Origin of the sequence: Pseudomonas sp. 8Z (assembly GCF_902506535.1) — a bacterium.
GTDB lineage: Bacteria > Pseudomonadota > Gammaproteobacteria > Pseudomonadales > Pseudomonadaceae > Aquipseudomonas.
In genome coordinates, this window is the sequence record NZ_LR733824.1 from 291,750 (window position 1) to 305,412 (window position 13,663).

Annotated in this window: 11 protein-coding genes; 5 read left to right on the forward strand and 6 right to left on the reverse strand. The window is 59.2% G+C overall.

The features are described from left to right. The first annotated feature begins 19 nt into the window (after positions 1 to 19). Genes AERO9A_RS01300 through AERO9A_RS01310 form a run of 3 tightly spaced genes read left to right on the forward strand, consistent with a single transcriptional unit; the run spans position 20 to position 3,106 of the window. Positions 20 to 1,138, forward strand: coding sequence for a capsular biosynthesis protein (locus AERO9A_RS01300; RefSeq protein WP_159970111.1), 1,119 nt, complete (start codon positions 20 to 22; stop codon positions 1,136 to 1,138). After that, entirely contained in the window at positions 1,135 to 2,340 is a 1,206-nt protein-coding gene (locus AERO9A_RS01305; protein WP_159970112.1) for an O-antigen ligase, read from the forward strand. Before AERO9A_RS01300 ends, AERO9A_RS01305 begins: the two co-directional genes overlap by 4 nt. Next, positions 2,309 to 3,106, forward strand: a complete 798-nt coding sequence (locus AERO9A_RS01310; RefSeq protein ID WP_159970113.1) for a lipopolysaccharide core biosynthesis protein — start codon at positions 2,309 to 2,311, stop codon at positions 3,104 to 3,106. Before AERO9A_RS01305 ends, AERO9A_RS01310 begins: the two co-directional genes overlap by 32 nt. On the opposite strand, the gene AERO9A_RS01315 is transcribed toward AERO9A_RS01310, so the two are convergent. Further along, positions 3,070 to 3,687, reverse strand: coding sequence for a toluene tolerance protein (locus AERO9A_RS01315; RefSeq protein WP_159970114.1), 618 nt, complete (start codon positions 3,685 to 3,687; stop codon positions 3,070 to 3,072). The two genes, AERO9A_RS01310 and AERO9A_RS01315, sit on opposite strands and share 37 nt — an antisense overlap. A gap of 33 nt (positions 3,688 to 3,720) precedes the next feature. On the opposite strand from AERO9A_RS01315, the gene msbA reads away from it, so the two are divergent. Together msbA and hldE are read left to right on the forward strand one after the other, a co-directional pair. Further along, the gene (gene msbA / locus AERO9A_RS01320) at positions 3,721 to 5,550 is read left to right on the forward strand and encodes a lipid A export permease/ATP-binding protein MsbA (protein ID WP_159970115.1); all 1,830 of its coding nucleotides are present in this window, start codon (positions 3,721 to 3,723) and stop codon (positions 5,548 to 5,550) included. An 84-nt stretch (positions 5,551 to 5,634) separates the two neighbouring features. Further along, positions 5,635 to 7,056, forward strand: coding sequence for a bifunctional D-glycero-beta-D-manno-heptose-7-phosphate kinase/D-glycero-beta-D-manno-heptose 1-phosphate adenylyltransferase HldE (hldE, locus tag AERO9A_RS01325; RefSeq protein WP_159970116.1), 1,422 nt, complete (start codon positions 5,635 to 5,637; stop codon positions 7,054 to 7,056). A gap of 55 nt (positions 7,057 to 7,111) precedes the next feature. Here hldE and AERO9A_RS01330 read toward each other — a convergent pair whose 3' ends face one another. The 5 genes from AERO9A_RS01330 to parE form a co-directional block, all read right to left on the reverse strand. Next, the gene (locus tag AERO9A_RS01330; protein WP_159970672.1) at positions 7,112 to 7,831 is read right to left on the reverse strand and encodes a membrane integrity-associated transporter subunit PqiC; all 720 of its coding nucleotides are present in this window, start codon (positions 7,829 to 7,831) and stop codon (positions 7,112 to 7,114) included. Positions 7,832 to 7,991: 160 nt separating this feature from the next. After that, positions 7,992 to 10,241, reverse strand: a complete 2,250-nt coding sequence (parC, locus tag AERO9A_RS01335; RefSeq protein WP_159970117.1) for a DNA topoisomerase IV subunit A — start codon at positions 10,239 to 10,241, stop codon at positions 7,992 to 7,994. Between the two features lie 7 nt (positions 10,242 to 10,248). Next, the gene (locus AERO9A_RS01340; protein WP_159970118.1) at positions 10,249 to 10,773 is read right to left on the reverse strand and encodes a TIGR02281 family clan AA aspartic protease; all 525 of its coding nucleotides are present in this window, start codon (positions 10,771 to 10,773) and stop codon (positions 10,249 to 10,251) included. Beyond that, entirely contained in the window at positions 10,770 to 11,753 is a 984-nt protein-coding gene (locus AERO9A_RS01345) for an esterase-like activity of phytase family protein (protein ID WP_159970119.1), read from the reverse strand. Before AERO9A_RS01345 ends, AERO9A_RS01340 begins: the two co-directional genes overlap by 4 nt. Further along, positions 11,753 to 13,651 (reverse strand): DNA topoisomerase IV subunit B, encoded by a 1,899-nt coding sequence (parE, locus tag AERO9A_RS01350; protein WP_159970120.1) that lies wholly within the window; start codon positions 13,649 to 13,651, stop codon positions 11,753 to 11,755. Before parE ends, AERO9A_RS01345 begins: the two co-directional genes overlap by 1 nt. Positions 13,652 to 13,663 lie beyond the last annotated feature (12 nt).

Below are 13,663 nucleotides of genomic sequence, written 5' to 3' on the forward strand. Positions count from 1 at the left end.
CTTATAGCTGGATTGACGAATGACGCAGTTTTTATTTTTGGCCCTGGCCAAGCATCAAAATCTTTACTTTAAGCGTCTGCTTGACGAGACCGAGCTGTCGGGCAAGGTTCTTTTGCCGGGGCAGATGCCGTTGCCGAGATTATGGCGGCTGCCTGCAGTCATTGCACGTCTAGACTGGTCGGCACTTATTGAGGAAAAGTGTCAGGAACGGCGGGTAAAACGCAAATATGAGGGACTTATTTACCGATTATTGCTGCGCTTGGAACTTGCGTGGATGGCGCTGCGAGTCGATGCTCTTCTTCGTCGTGAGAGGCCAGCGAATCTTGTCATGTGGAATGGTTCGCACCGTTATTGTCAGTTGCTTCTGGCCTTGCGGCCTGCTGATTGTGGAACCTTTTTCTTTGAGAATGGCTTGCTTCCAGATACCACGACGCTGGATGCCAAGGGGGTCAATTACCGAAACTCGGTGCCTCGTGACTCTGCTTTTTATCGTGTTTACCGAGCCCCCGAGGGTGCCAATGAAGCGAGCCTGGAATTGATACCAAGGCCATCGCGCAATAAAAACCTCCAGCCAATAAGTTTGCCGGAACATTATGTGTTTATTCCATTCCAGGATGATCGTGATACTCAGATACGGCTGTTTTCTCCCTGGATTGCAGACATGCGCCAACTTTTTGCACTGGGCAAGCGCCTAGCTGATGAGTGTGGCCTTACTGTGGTTTTCAAGGAGCATCCGTCGAGTCGTGAGCGTTACCCAGAGTTGCATGCACAAGCACATGACCGTCTGTTGTTCGCTAACGGAAATCCGACTCAAGAATTGATCCAAAACAGTGATTTTGTTGTGACAATTAATTCAACTGTTGGTCTCGAAGGCTTGTTATTGGGTAAGCCAGTAATGACACTGGGGCAGGCATTTTTCAACATCCCTGGTTTGGTGGAACATGCTGAGTCGGATCGTGAGATGCTAGATCTGGCCAAGCGTTTTCCCCGGTGGTCGCTGGAGCCTCAGGTTCGCGAGGGTTTTCTGCGTTATCTGGCTGCAGAGTATTGCATTAAAGGTGGTTGGCGCGATGCCGACGCGGCTCAATTAAAACGGGTGGCGCAGCGTATGCTGATGCTTTCGAGAAGCTTGACGTGAAAAGGCTTCTCCCAAGTTTTCAGTATCTAACTAACTGGGCGCTGATAGGCGTGCTGGTCCTGTTGTGTGCTCCTTGGGTATTGCCCAGCAACAAGCTTTACCATCAGGGGCTAATCTTCTTGCTATGGTTGCCGGGCCTGCTGGCAGTGGGATATGCCGGGTTTCGACGTTTGTTGCCGCAGCCGGAGATGTTTTTGTTTACTCTTCTGGCCGGTTGGACACTTTTGGTGACGCTCGTACAGAGTCACGGGCAGGGATTGGGTGATGCCAAGCTGCCTTTCTATGTTCTGTTGACGATGTTGGGGATACTGCTTGCCGCACAGCAGCGCAATTATCCAACCGAATGGCAGTTGCGTATGGCTGCTCTGATAGCGGGGCCTTTCGCTTTATGGTCAGTTATTCACGCTGATCTACTCTTTGGCCACCTTGGCGCTAGGCGCGTCGTTGCCGTGGGGCTATGGGATACCATTATCATGGCGGCTCATGCGGTGGGGGCCTTATCCGTACTCGGCTGCCTGCTGAGCCTGCGTACCAAGGGTGGATGGCGCTGGGCCATCTATGCACTGGTGGGGGCGGGATTGGCGCTGTTCTTATTTCTTGGGCAAACCCGTGGTGTGTGGCTCGCGCTACTGGCGACACTGGTGGTGTGTGTCCTAGGGCGGCCGTCACGTTGGGGATTGATTACCCTCGGGTGCGGCATCTTGGGTTCACTTTTGATTGTGGTGGTTATGCCAGAATTCGTAACTCAGCGCGGATTTTCCTACCGCCCAGAGTTATGGCAGAAGGGCTTGGCTATATTTGCCGAGCATTGGCCATTTGGCCTTGGCTTCAATGAGTACGGCATTCTTGTTGAGTCAATGGGGCGTACCTTCGAACATCCGCATAATATATATATCGATACGGGGATTCGTTGGGGGGTAATCGGACTGGGATTATTCCTGGCACTATGGATCAGTGTCGCGTGGCGTGCATGGCGAAACCGTGAGTCATCGCTAGGGTTTGCCTTGCTAGGTCTGTGGACTTTTTCCACTGTTGCTTTGCTGACCGATGGTATTGGTCTGTGGTTCAAGCCAAATGCCGATTGGTTGATCACCTGGTTGCCGATTGCACTCAGTCTGGTATTGGCAACTCGAGAATATCCAAGGGAGCGTATTGAGAAGGATGGCGTCAATGAGTGTGCGGAATCTGACCGAGCTGCGTGACTCGTGCAAGGGGGATTTATTTATCGTGGCATCTGGGCCCTCCGCTAGGGAGTTCCCATTACAGCGTTATGCCCATTTGCCTATGATGGCGGTTAACGGCTCTATTCGTCTGTTTACCGAAGCTGGAGTCGCGCCCTATTTCTACCTGTGCGATGACAGTAGCTTTGTACGCAACCGCTTACCCTTACTATTGGAGGCCTTGGCAGTTGCGCAGAATTTAGCATTGAGTCCCCGGGTGATTGATAGCTTGCTTGAGCGTGAGCCGCATGCCTTAGATGGGCGCAGTGTCTATCACTTTCAGCGTGTCAACCGGAGTGCAGAGGATAAGGTCGCTTTAGGTGATCGGCGTTTTGCTTGGCTGGCGCGCAAAGATATTGATATTGAGTGCCAGTTTTCTTTATTTCGGCAGAAACCCAACCGTATCGGTTTTAGCCGTAATTTGGGAAAGGGCTATTTCAGTAATCGCACTGTGCCTTATGCAGGTGTGCAGCTTGCACATCATTTGGGTTTTAGCCGGGTCTTTATGGTTGGCTTGGATCTGAGCTCCGGTGCGGGACGTTTCTACGAGCAGGGCAGCGACGCGGTGCCTAGTCGACTGGATGGTGATTACGAGGATTATATCCTGCCGTGCTTCCAGCTAATGTCCGAACGGGTTGTGGGGCCACATTTTAAGGTATACAACCTTTCTGCCGGTAGTCGCTTGCCAGGAAGTATCGTTCCTAAGATCGGCTACGATGAGCTCGATCGGTTACTTGCTTGCTCATAGCTGGCAAGTAGTTTTTCCAGAGGGAAACTTTCGATACGTCGACGCTTCAGATAACTCTGTAAATGAGCGAAGTTGCGTTTGACAAGACTTCTGCTCAGTGGGCAGCGTTTCAGGCGCAGATCGAGGAAGTCGATCAGCCCGAAGTCGCCTTCAGGTAGGCTTAGCACGTTACCTAGGTGCAGGGAGCGAAAATAGATGCCGTTCCGGTGCAGTTGATGAATGTAGGTAGCAAAGTCCGGTAGGAGAGTGTCGAATTTTGCGCGCTGCTGCTTGAATAAGTCCTCCAATGGTGTGCCTGCCAGGGGGCGGTATAGGCAGGCGCTCACTCCCTTGGCGGGCTCAATCCATAAGCATTCGAGGAGCTCTGGAGTGGCGACGCCTCGCGTTTGCAGTGCTTGAGCATTGCTGGCAAAACGTTGCGCTTCGGGGCGCCAGCGTGCCAACAGCGGGCGTTTGCTACGGAATATCTTAAGAAAACGTCCGTCTTCCAGGCGAACGACCTTAGGCCCACGGGCATCTTTCTCCAGTACTTGACCGCCGTTGAGCCAGTGCTGTAGCTCGTTCGCTGTTACAATCCGCATCGTTTTTCTCTAGCCAGTTGTGGGACATGCCGAATGGCCAATTCTACCCAGCAATCCAGTGTGAAGGTGTATCTGCGGCTGCTGCGTTATGTGGTGCCTTACTGGGGGCTATTCGCTATCAGCATTAGTGGCTTCCTAATCTTTGCTTCTACTCAGCCAATGATGGGTTACATCCTCAAGTATTTTGTTGATGGCTTGTCCAATCCTGAAGCGAGTCTTTTTGCAGGGGCCCCCTGGTTGCTGGAGCATGCACCTTGGCTGGCGCATTTGAAGCTGCTCCAGGCTGTGCCGTTACTGATTGTGCTGATTGCGCTCTGGCAGGGCGTAGGTTCTTTCTTGGGCAATTACTTTTTGGCCAAGGTTTCCATGGGCCTGGTGCAAGATCTGCGTATTGCCTTGTTCAACAACCTGCTGACCTTGCCCAACCGTTACTTCGACAACCACAACTCCGGTCATCTGATCTCACGCATCACCTACAACGTGACGATGGTGACGGGAGCTGCGACCGATGCGATCAAGGTTGTGGTGCGCGAGGGAATGACAGTGCTGTTTCTGTTTGCCACGCTGCTGTGGATGAACTGGAAACTGACCCTGGTGATGCTGGCCATTCTGCCTGTGATTGGTCTGATGGTGAGTAGCACCAGCAAAAAATTCCGCAAGCAGAGCAAGAAGATTCAGACCAGTATGGGCGATGTTACCCATGTGACCTCGGAAAGTATTCAGGGCTACCGCGTAGTGCGCAGTTTTGGCGGTGAAGATTACGAGAAGCAGCGCTTTTGGGCGGCCAGTGAAGCGAATAAAAGCAAGCAGCTAAAGATGGTGCGTACGGGGGCGGTTTATACGCCATCGCTGCAGTTGGTGATTTACAGCGCCATGGCTGTGCTGATGTTTCTCGTTTTGTGGTTACGGGGTGATGCATCGGCGGGCGATTTGGTGGCTTACATCACGCTGGCTGGCTTGCTGCCCAAACCTATTCGTCAGTTGTCCGAGGTCAGCTCCACCATTCAGAAGGGCTTGGCAGGTGCTGAGAGCATCTTCGAGCAATTGGACGAGGAGCCAGAGGTCGATCATGGCTCGCAGGCACGTGACCACATCAGTGGCCGTTTGGAAGTGCGTGATTTGAGCTTCAGCTATCCGGGCACACAGAAACCGGTGCTCAATAATATTTCCTTCACGGCTGAGCCTGGGCAGATGATTGCACTGGTTGGGCGTTCTGGTAGTGGCAAATCGACTCTGGCCAATCTAATCCCGCGCTTTTATCAACACGAGCAGGGGCAGATTCTGCTCGATGGTCTGGCTATCGAAGCCTATACCCTGCGCAACCTGCGACGACATATCGCGTTGGTGACCCAGCATGTCACCCTGTTCAATGACAGCGTACGCAACAATATTGCATATGGCGATTTGGCCGGTGCGCCACTGGAAGCTGTGCAGCGGGCTGCAGCCGACGCGTATGCGGCGGAGTTCATCGAGAAGATGCCGCAGGGTTACGACACCCTGGTCGGCGAGAATGGCGTACTGCTTTCCGGCGGCCAGCGTCAGCGTCTGGCCATCGCCCGTGCTCTGCTCAAAGACGCTCCGTTGCTGATCCTCGATGAGGCCACTTCGGCTCTGGATACCGAGTCCGAGCGGCATATTCAGTCAGCGCTGGATGAGGTGATGAAAGGGCGTACAACCTTGGTAATCGCTCATCGCCTTTCGACGATCGAGAAGGCCGATCAGATTTTGGTAATGGATCAGGGTGTGATTGTTGAGCGTGGTACCCACGCCGAACTGCTCGCACTCAATGGCTATTACGCTCGTCTGCATGCCCAGCATTTCGCTGAAGATGAAGTCGCTGAACAGGCCGAGGTGGTGTCCTGATACTGACGGTCTTCTCGCTCGTGCCGCGTGGTATGTGACGGGCGTGCTATGATTTGCGGCGTTTTTTACCGCCCTGGAGTGTCCATGAAGCTGTCCATGCCTCGTTACGATCAAGCGTCCGTCCTAGTTGTGGGCGATGTCATGCTCGACCGCTACTGGCATGGCGGTACCTCACGGATTTCCCCGGAAGCGCCCGTGCCAGTGGTGCGTGTCGATCAGATCGAGGATCGCCCCGGTGGTGCTGCCAACGTCGCACTGAATATCGCTGCGCTGGGCGCACGCGCCGTACTGGTCGGCGTAACCGGTGAGGATGAAGCAGCCGAAAGCCTTAGCGATAGCCTGCGTGGGGCAGGTGTGGAAACTCACTTTCAGCGCCTTGACGACCAGCCTACGATCGTCAAGCTGCGAGTGATGAGTCGTCATCAGCAACTGTTGCGCATGGACTTTGAGGAGCCTTTTCGCACCGATGCCCAGGCGTTGGCGCGTGAGGTCGAGGCACTACTCTCCGGGGTCAAGGTGCTGGTGCTCTCGGACTATGGCAAAGGTGCTTTGCAAAACCATCAGGCGCTGATCCAGGCAGCTCGCAAGAAGGGCATTGCAGTATTGGCCGATCCGAAAGGTAAGGACTTCTCCATTTATCGTGGGGCTAGTCTGATTACTCCCAACTTGCATGAGTTCGAGGCTATCGTCGGTGGTTGCGTCGATGAGGCCGAGCTTGTCAGCAAGGGCGCCAAGCTGATGCATGAGTTGGAGCTGGGCGCTTTGTTGGTGACCCGTGGCGAGCATGGCATGACCTTATTGCGCCCGGAGCACGCTCCGCTGCATCTGCCGGCCCGCGCCCGTGAAGTGTTCGATGTCACCGGTGCCGGTGATACGGTGATCTCCACTTTGGCGGCCTCCATCGCCGCTGCTGAGGAGTTGCCCTGTGCCGTGGCCCTGGCCAATCTGGCGGCTGGCATCGTCGTTGGAAAACTGGGGACGGCGGCGATCAGCGCGCCGGAGCTGCGTCGTGCGGTGCAGCGTGAAGAGGGCTCCGAGCGCGGTGTGCTGAGCCTGGATCAGTTGCTTATCGCCATTGAGGACGCGCGTGCTCATGGCGAGAAGATCGTCTTCACCAACGGTTGTTTCGACATTCTCCATGCCGGTCATGTGACTTATCTGGAGCAGGCGCGTGCCCAGGGTGATCGCCTGATCGTGGCGATCAATGACGACGCCTCGGTCAGTCGTCTCAAAGGTCCCGGTCGCCCGATCAATGCCGTAGACCGCCGTATGGCGGTGCTGGCCGGCTTGGGGGCGGTGGATTGGGTGGTGAGTTTCTGCGAGGACACGCCCGAGCGTCTGCTCAAGCAAGTGCAGCCGGATGTGCTGGTCAAGGGCGGTGACTATGGCATCGACCAGGTGGTCGGCGCCGATATCGTCCAGGCCTATGGTGGCGAGGTGCGTGTGCTCGGTTTGGTAGAGAACAGCTCCACAACTGCAATCGTCGAGAAGATTCGCAGCAAGTAGGCACTGTGTTGCACGTACTGTATCGCTAAAAAAGCCCGCTTCAGCGGGCTTTTGTTTAGAAGCGGAACACGCCCTTCTCGATCTTGATGGGCTCGGCTACCGGAATCCTTGGTACCTGTGGTGGTGCCTGGACTTCCGGTTTGGGTTGTGTGGGCTTTTTGCGTGCGCTGGCGGCAGGTTGTTCGGCAAGTGCTACCACTGGTTGAATGGCTACGGCCAATTCGGCGGCCATGCGCTGCAGCAGAGCACTTTGCGCCTTGACCTGCTGTGGCAGGCTGCCATCGTGCTTCTCTTCGAGGTGGATCAGGCGGCTGTCACGCAATTGGCCGCGCCGATCGAGCAGTCGCCATTGGGCTTCCAGTACGGCGGGCTCTTGAGGGCCAGAGTCGAGGCGGGTGATGGTCAGCATCACTTGCGCATCGGCATTGAAACCAGGGGCTGGAGCTAGCACCAGGCGCTGGCTGTCGAGGCGCCATGCCAACTGGCGCAGCAGTTGTTGGTCGATATCGTTGGCCAGGCCGCTGGCCCAGCGTGCATTGGGTGCGGCCATGAGGCTGCCGTCAGCCTGGCGCTGCAACAGATTGCCGTTGCGCAGATAGTCGGCAATGCTGACCGGCCCGACTAGAACTGCGACACCGTTTTGCTGTTTCGGTGCTACGGCTTCGCCCGCGTCTAGCTGATAGAGCGGTACCGGTTTGGGCTGCAGCAGGCTACAGCCACTCAGTGTTAGCAGGGTGGTGAGTAATAGGGCCAGGGGGCGTACTACGGTCATCATCAGATCCCGGCAGCCAGGATGAAGGCTGCACATCAATAGCATTAGCATTTCATGCCGATGGGCTGCCTTATGGGCAGCCCGAGCCGCGTATCATCCGTCAAACGGCCTTGCGACTCCAGCCCTTCCTGCCGTCTGTCGATTGGCAGGCGGACGCAATGGCTCACTCGACCAGCAGTTGATCGACACGCTGGAAGCCGCGTGGCAGCTTGTTGCCGCGGCGGCCGCGCTCACCCTTGTAGTGTTCGAGGTCGTCAGCCTTGAGTGTCAGGGTACGCTTGCCCGCCTGCAAGACCAGGCTGCTACCGTTCGGCAGAACGGCCAGGTCGGTGAGGAACTCTTCGCGGCTGGCCACGCGTTCACCGGGGATGCCGATGATCTTGTTACCCTTGCCTTTGCCCAGTTGCGGCAGGTCGCGCACCGGGAACAACAGCAGACGGCCTTCGGTGGTGACGGCAGCCAGCCAGTCGTCTTCGAGGCTGTTCAGCGGCTTGGGTGCGACCACATGTGCACCGTTGGGTAAGGTCAGCAAGGCCTTGCCTGCCTTGTTCTTGGCCTGCAGGTCTTCGCCCTTGACCACGAAGCCGTAGCCAGCGTCCGAGGCGATCACGTACAGCGCGCTGTCATCGGGCAGCAGCAGGCACTCGAAACTGGCGCCAGGCGGCGGCGTCAGGCGGCCGGTCAGTGGCTCGCCTTGGCCGCGTGCCGATGGCAGCGAGTGCGCGGCCAGCGAATAACTGCGGCCGGTTGAGTCGATAAATACCGCGTACTGGTTGGAGCGGCCTGGCGCTGCCGCCTTGAAGCCGTCGCCGGCCTTGTAGGACAGACCGGTGGCGTCGATGTCGTGGCCCTTGGCGCAGCGCACCCAGCCTTTTTCCGAGAGCACCACGGTGACCGGCTCGGTCGGCATCAGCTCGGTTTCCGAGAGGGCGCGGGCTTCGGCGCGCTCGACGATCGGCGAGCGGCGGTCGTCGCCGTATTTCTCCGCGTCTTCGAGAATTTCCTTGCGCACCAGCTTCTTCAGCTTGGCTTCGCTGCCGAGCAGGGCCAGCAGCTTCTCGCGCTCCTTGGCCAGTTCGTCCTGCTCGCCGCGGATCTTCATTTCTTCCAGGCGGGCGAGCTGACGCAGGCGGGTGTCGAGGATGTAATCGGCCTGGATGTCGGTGAGGCCGAAGCGCTCCATCAGCACCGGCTTGGGATGATCCTCGCTACGGATGATGCGGATGACTTCGTCGAGGTTGAGGAAGGCGATCAGCAAGCCTTCCAACAGGTGCAGGCGTTTCTCCACCTTGTCCAGGCGGAACTGCAGGCGGCGGCGCACGGTGCCGACGCGATACACCAGCCACTCGCTGAGCAGGGTGCGCAGATCCTTGACCTGCGGCTTGCCGTCGAGGCCGATGACGTTGGTGTTGACCCGGTAGCTGGACTCCAGATCGGTGGTGGCGAACAGGTGGGTCATCAGTTCTTCGGCATCGACGCGGTTGGAGCGCGGGATGATGACGATACGGCAGGGGTTCTCGTGGTCGGACTCGTCACGTAGGTCAGCGACCATCGGCAGCTTCTTGGCCTGCATCTGCGCGGCGATCTGCTCCAGCACCTTGGCCCCGGAGACCTGGTGCGGCAGCGCGGTGACGACGATATCGCCGTCCTCGACGCGGTACACGGCGCGCATGCGTACCGAGCCGCGACCGCTCAGGTAGATCTTCAGCAGATCGGCGCGCGGCGTGATGATTTCCGCCTCGGTAGGGAAGTCCGGGCCCTGTACGTGTTCCATCAACTGTTCGACGCTGGCGCTCGGCTCGTCGAGCAGGCGCACGCAGGCAGCGGCGACTTCGCGCAGGTTGTGCGGCGGCACGTCGGTGGCCATGCCCACGGCGATGCCGGTGGTGCCGTTGAGCAGCAGGTTGGGCAGGCGCGCCGGCAGGGTGGCGGGCTCATTCATGGTGCCGTCGAAGTTCGGCACCCAGTCGACGGTGCCCTGGCCCAGTTCGTCGAGCAGCACTTCCGAGTAGCGCGACAGGCGCGCTTCGGTGTAACGCATGGCGGCGAAGGATTTGGGATCGTCCGGTGCACCCCAGTTGCCCTGGCCATCGACCAGGGTGTAGCGGTAGCTGAACGGCTGCGCCATCAGCACCATGGCTTCGTAACAGGCGCTGTCGCCGTGCGGGTGATATTTACCGAGCACGTCGCCGACGGTACGCGCCGACTTCTTGTGCTTGGAGTCGGCGTCCAGGCCCAGCTCGCTCATGGCATAGATGATGCGGCGCTGTACCGGCTTGAGGCCGTCGCCGATATGCGGCAGGGCGCGATCCATGATCACGTACATGGAGTAGTTCAGGTAGGCCTGTTCGGTGAACTCGGCCAGCGACCGACGCTCCACGCCTTCCAGGCTCAAATCGAGGGATTCGCTCATGCGGGCCTCATTGCAGGGTTGATTGGCGCAGCACCAGGGTGCCGCCCTTCTGAGTGAATTCGAGTTGCTTCAGGGCGCTCATGCCCAGCAGCACTTCGTCGCCGTCCATGCCGGGGGCGATCAGCGCGGCCACGTCGCGCAGTTCGATGTCGCCCAGGCGCAGGCTGGACAGGCTAGTGCGGTGCCCGGTGGCACGGCCATTGGCGGTGCTCAGTGTGATCGGGGAGCCGCGTTCGAGGCCAAGCTTGCGTGCCAGTGCTTCGGGGATGGCCACGGCAGTGGCGCCGGTGTCGAGCAGGAAGGTCACCGCTTGGCCGTCGATCTGCCCGTCCAGCAGGTAATGCCCCTGGCGGTTGCCGACCAGGCTGACTTCCACGTAACCCTCGCCATGCACCGACTGCGGCACCTGATTAGGGTTGCGCTGGCGGTCTTCCCAGTTGCCGAAAAAATGTGTGGCCAGCAGCAGGCCTGCGCCCCAGGCGAGCACCCACATCACTCGTCCGGCACGTTTGCCCGGCGCCTGTTCGCTCACTGACGCTGACTCCAGCCGCCCTCAGGGGCTTTGAAGCGCCAGACAATTGGACGATCTTCGCCATCGGCACGGGTCTGGCTGCCGTTGTCGACACCGATCCAGGCGCCATCTTTGTCGACCCACAACGCTTCGGCTACGCCGTAGTCCACCGGGTAGCGGCGTGGCTCGCTCAGCGCTTCGGCGGCGAACGACCAGCAGCGCTCGACTGCGCCATCGCTCAGCGAGCGGCGGCAGATGCGATAGGCCTGGCGTTCGAGGGTGAATAATTTGTCATTGAAATAGGCCAGGCCGGAAAAGTCGCGCGGGGCGTTGTGCCCGCCTAATGCGGCAGGCGAGGGCTCCATACCGCTCTCATTGAGTAGCACGCAACCGCCGCTACAGCGCCAGGCGCTACTTTTGCGCAGCAGCACAGCCAGGCCACGGCGGCGTTGTTCGGCGGCCAGCCATAGGCGTTCGCCTGCGGGGTCAATGGCGATACCTTCGAAACCTTGGTTGAAGTGCAGCAGCATGCCACTGGCGCGTGCCTGGCGTACCAGCGCGTTGGGCAGGCGCAGCCACTGCGCGCTGCCGTTGGCGCCGAGTTGCAACACGGCGGATTGGGTCTCGCTGGTCAGGTAACGGTTGCCCTGTGTGTCGCAGCTCAATCCTTCGAAGTCCAGGGTGCCGCCGCGTACCTGGCTGGCTGCCCAGTTGCGCATGCGCAGGCCCCAGGGTTGCTGACTTTCAGGCGGCTCCGGGGCCGCGAAGGTTTCCGCTTCTGCCTGTAGGTGATCGCCTGCGAGGCTGAGTTGGAACACGCGGTCATCGTCGCGATCCGATACGCCCCACAGGGTTTCGCCACATATGGCCAGCCCGGATAAGTTGCCGTTGGGCATACCGCTGACCGGGTATTCGGCGTCCAGGCCCAGTTCTTCCAGTGCGCCTGGCTCTGCCTGTGCTAGGCCAGCCAGCAGGCTGGTAGCGAGTAGCAAGTAACGCATCAGGCCAATACCTCGGCCAAGTTGCCCTTGGATTCCAGCCAGTTCTTGCGGTCACTGGCGCGTTTTTTCGCCAGCAGCATGTCCATTACTTCACGGGTGCCCTCGAAATCATCCAGCGTGAGCTGCACCAGGCGCCGGGTGTTTGGGTCCATGGTGGTTTCGCGCAGTTGCGGCGGGTTCATCTCACCGAGGCCCTTGAAGCGCGTGACCTGCGGTTTACCACGGCGCTTCTCGGCCACCAGGCGGTCGAGGATGCCATCGCGCTCTGCGTCGTCCAGGGCGTAGAAAATTTCCTTGCCCAGGTCGATGCGATACAGCGGCGGCATGGCCACGTAGACGTGGCCGGCATCGACCAGCGGGCGAAAGTGCCGTACGAACAGGGCACAGAGCAGGGTGGCGATGTGCAGACCATCGGAGTCGGCGTCGGCGAGAATGCAGATCTTGCCGTAGCGCAGGGCCGAAAGGTCGCTGGAGCCGGGATCGATGCCGATGGCCACGGCGATGTCGTGCACCTCCTGACTGGCCAGCACCTCGCCGCCGTCCACTTCCCAGGTGTTCAGGATCTTGCCGCGTAGCGGCATGATGGCCTGAAATTCCTTGTCGCGTGCCTGCTTGGCGCTGCCGCCGGCCGAATCCCCCTCGACTAGGAACAGCTCGCAACGCAGCGGGTTCTGTCCGGCGCAGTCGGCCAGTTTGCCGGGCAGTGCTGGGCCCTGGGTAATCTTCTTGCGCTCGACTTTCTTGCCGGCCTTGAGGCGGCGCCCGGCGTTGCTGATGGCCAGCTCGGCCAGCGCCAGGCCGGTTTCCGGGTTGGCGTTGAGCCACAGGCTGAAGGCATCCTTGACCACGCCGGAGACGAAGGCAGCAGCTTCGCGTGAGGACAGACGCTCCTTGGTCTGGCCGGAGAACTGCGCGTCCTGCATCTTCATCGAGAGGACGAAGGCGATGCGTTCCCAGACGTCTTCCGGTGCCAGCTTGACCCCACGCGGCAGCAGATTGCGGAACTCGCAGAACTCGCGCATGGCATCGAGCAGACCCTGGCGCAGGCCGTTGACGTGAGTACCGCCTTGCGCGGTAGGGATCAGGTTGACGTAGCTTTCCTGCACCGCGTCGCCGCCTTCGGGCAGCCACAGCAAGGCCCAGTCCACGGCCTCCTTGTTGCCAGCCAGGGCTCCACAGAACGGCTCGGCGGGCAGGCGCTCGAATTCGCTGACGGCATCGACCAGGTAGGAGCGCAGGCCGTCCTCGTACAGCCACTCGACCTTCTCGCCGGCGGCCTTGTCTTCAAAGGTCACCGACAGGCCCGGGCACAGCACGGCCTTGGCTTTGAGCACGTGCTTGAGGCGGCTGACGGAGAACTTGAAGGAGTCGAAATACTTGGCGTCCGGCCAAAAGTGCACGCTGGTGCCGGTGTTGCGCTTGCCCACCGTGCCGATGACTGCCAGTTCGCTGGCCTTGAAGCCGTCGGCGAAACTCATCTGGTACTCGTTGCCATCGCGCTTGACGGTGACCACCACACGGGTCGACAGGGCGTTGACCACGCTGATACCGACGCCGTGCAGACCGCCGGAGAACTGGTAGTTCTTGTTGCTGAACTTGCCGCCGGCGTGCAGCTTGGTGAGGATCAGCTCGACACCCGGTACGCCTTCTTCCGGGTGGATGTCCACCGGCATGCCGCGTCCATCGTCGAGCACTTCCAGCGAGTTGTCCTCGTGGAGGATCACCTGGATGGTCTTGGCGTGCCCAGCCAGCGCTTCGTCGACGCTGTTGTCGATTACTTCCTGGGCCAGGTGGTTGGGGCGTGTGGTGTCGGTGTACATGCCCGGGCGCTTGCGCACCGGGTCGAGGCCGGAAAGGACTTCGATAGCGTCGGCGTTATAGGCGTTCTGCTGGGCCATGTGCTCTCTTGA

Coding starts and splice junctions, on each gene's coding strand:
- AERO9A_RS01310 (WP_159970113.1), top strand. CDS start 2,309: ATGAGTGTGCGGAATCTGACCGAGCTGCGTGACTCGTGCAAGGGGGAT.
- parC (WP_159970117.1), bottom strand. CDS start 10,241: ATGAGCGAATCCCTCGATTTGAGCCTGGAAGGCGTGGAGCGTCGGTCG.
- msbA (WP_159970115.1), top strand. CDS start 3,721: ATGGCCAATTCTACCCAGCAATCCAGTGTGAAGGTGTATCTGCGGCTG.
- AERO9A_RS01330 (WP_159970672.1), bottom strand. CDS start 7,831: ATGATGACCGTAGTACGCCCCCTGGCCCTATTACTCACCACCCTGCTA.
- AERO9A_RS01315 (WP_159970114.1), bottom strand. CDS start 3,687: ATGCGGATTGTAACAGCGAACGAGCTACAGCACTGGCTCAACGGCGGT.
- AERO9A_RS01345 (WP_159970119.1), bottom strand. CDS start 11,753: ATGCGTTACTTGCTACTCGCTACCAGCCTGCTGGCTGGCCTAGCACAG.
- hldE (WP_159970116.1), top strand. CDS start 5,635: ATGAAGCTGTCCATGCCTCGTTACGATCAAGCGTCCGTCCTAGTTGTG.
- AERO9A_RS01300 (WP_159970111.1), top strand. CDS start 20: ATGACGCAGTTTTTATTTTTGGCCCTGGCCAAGCATCAAAATCTTTAC.
- parE (WP_159970120.1), bottom strand. CDS start 13,651: ATGGCCCAGCAGAACGCCTATAACGCCGACGCTATCGAAGTCCTTTCC.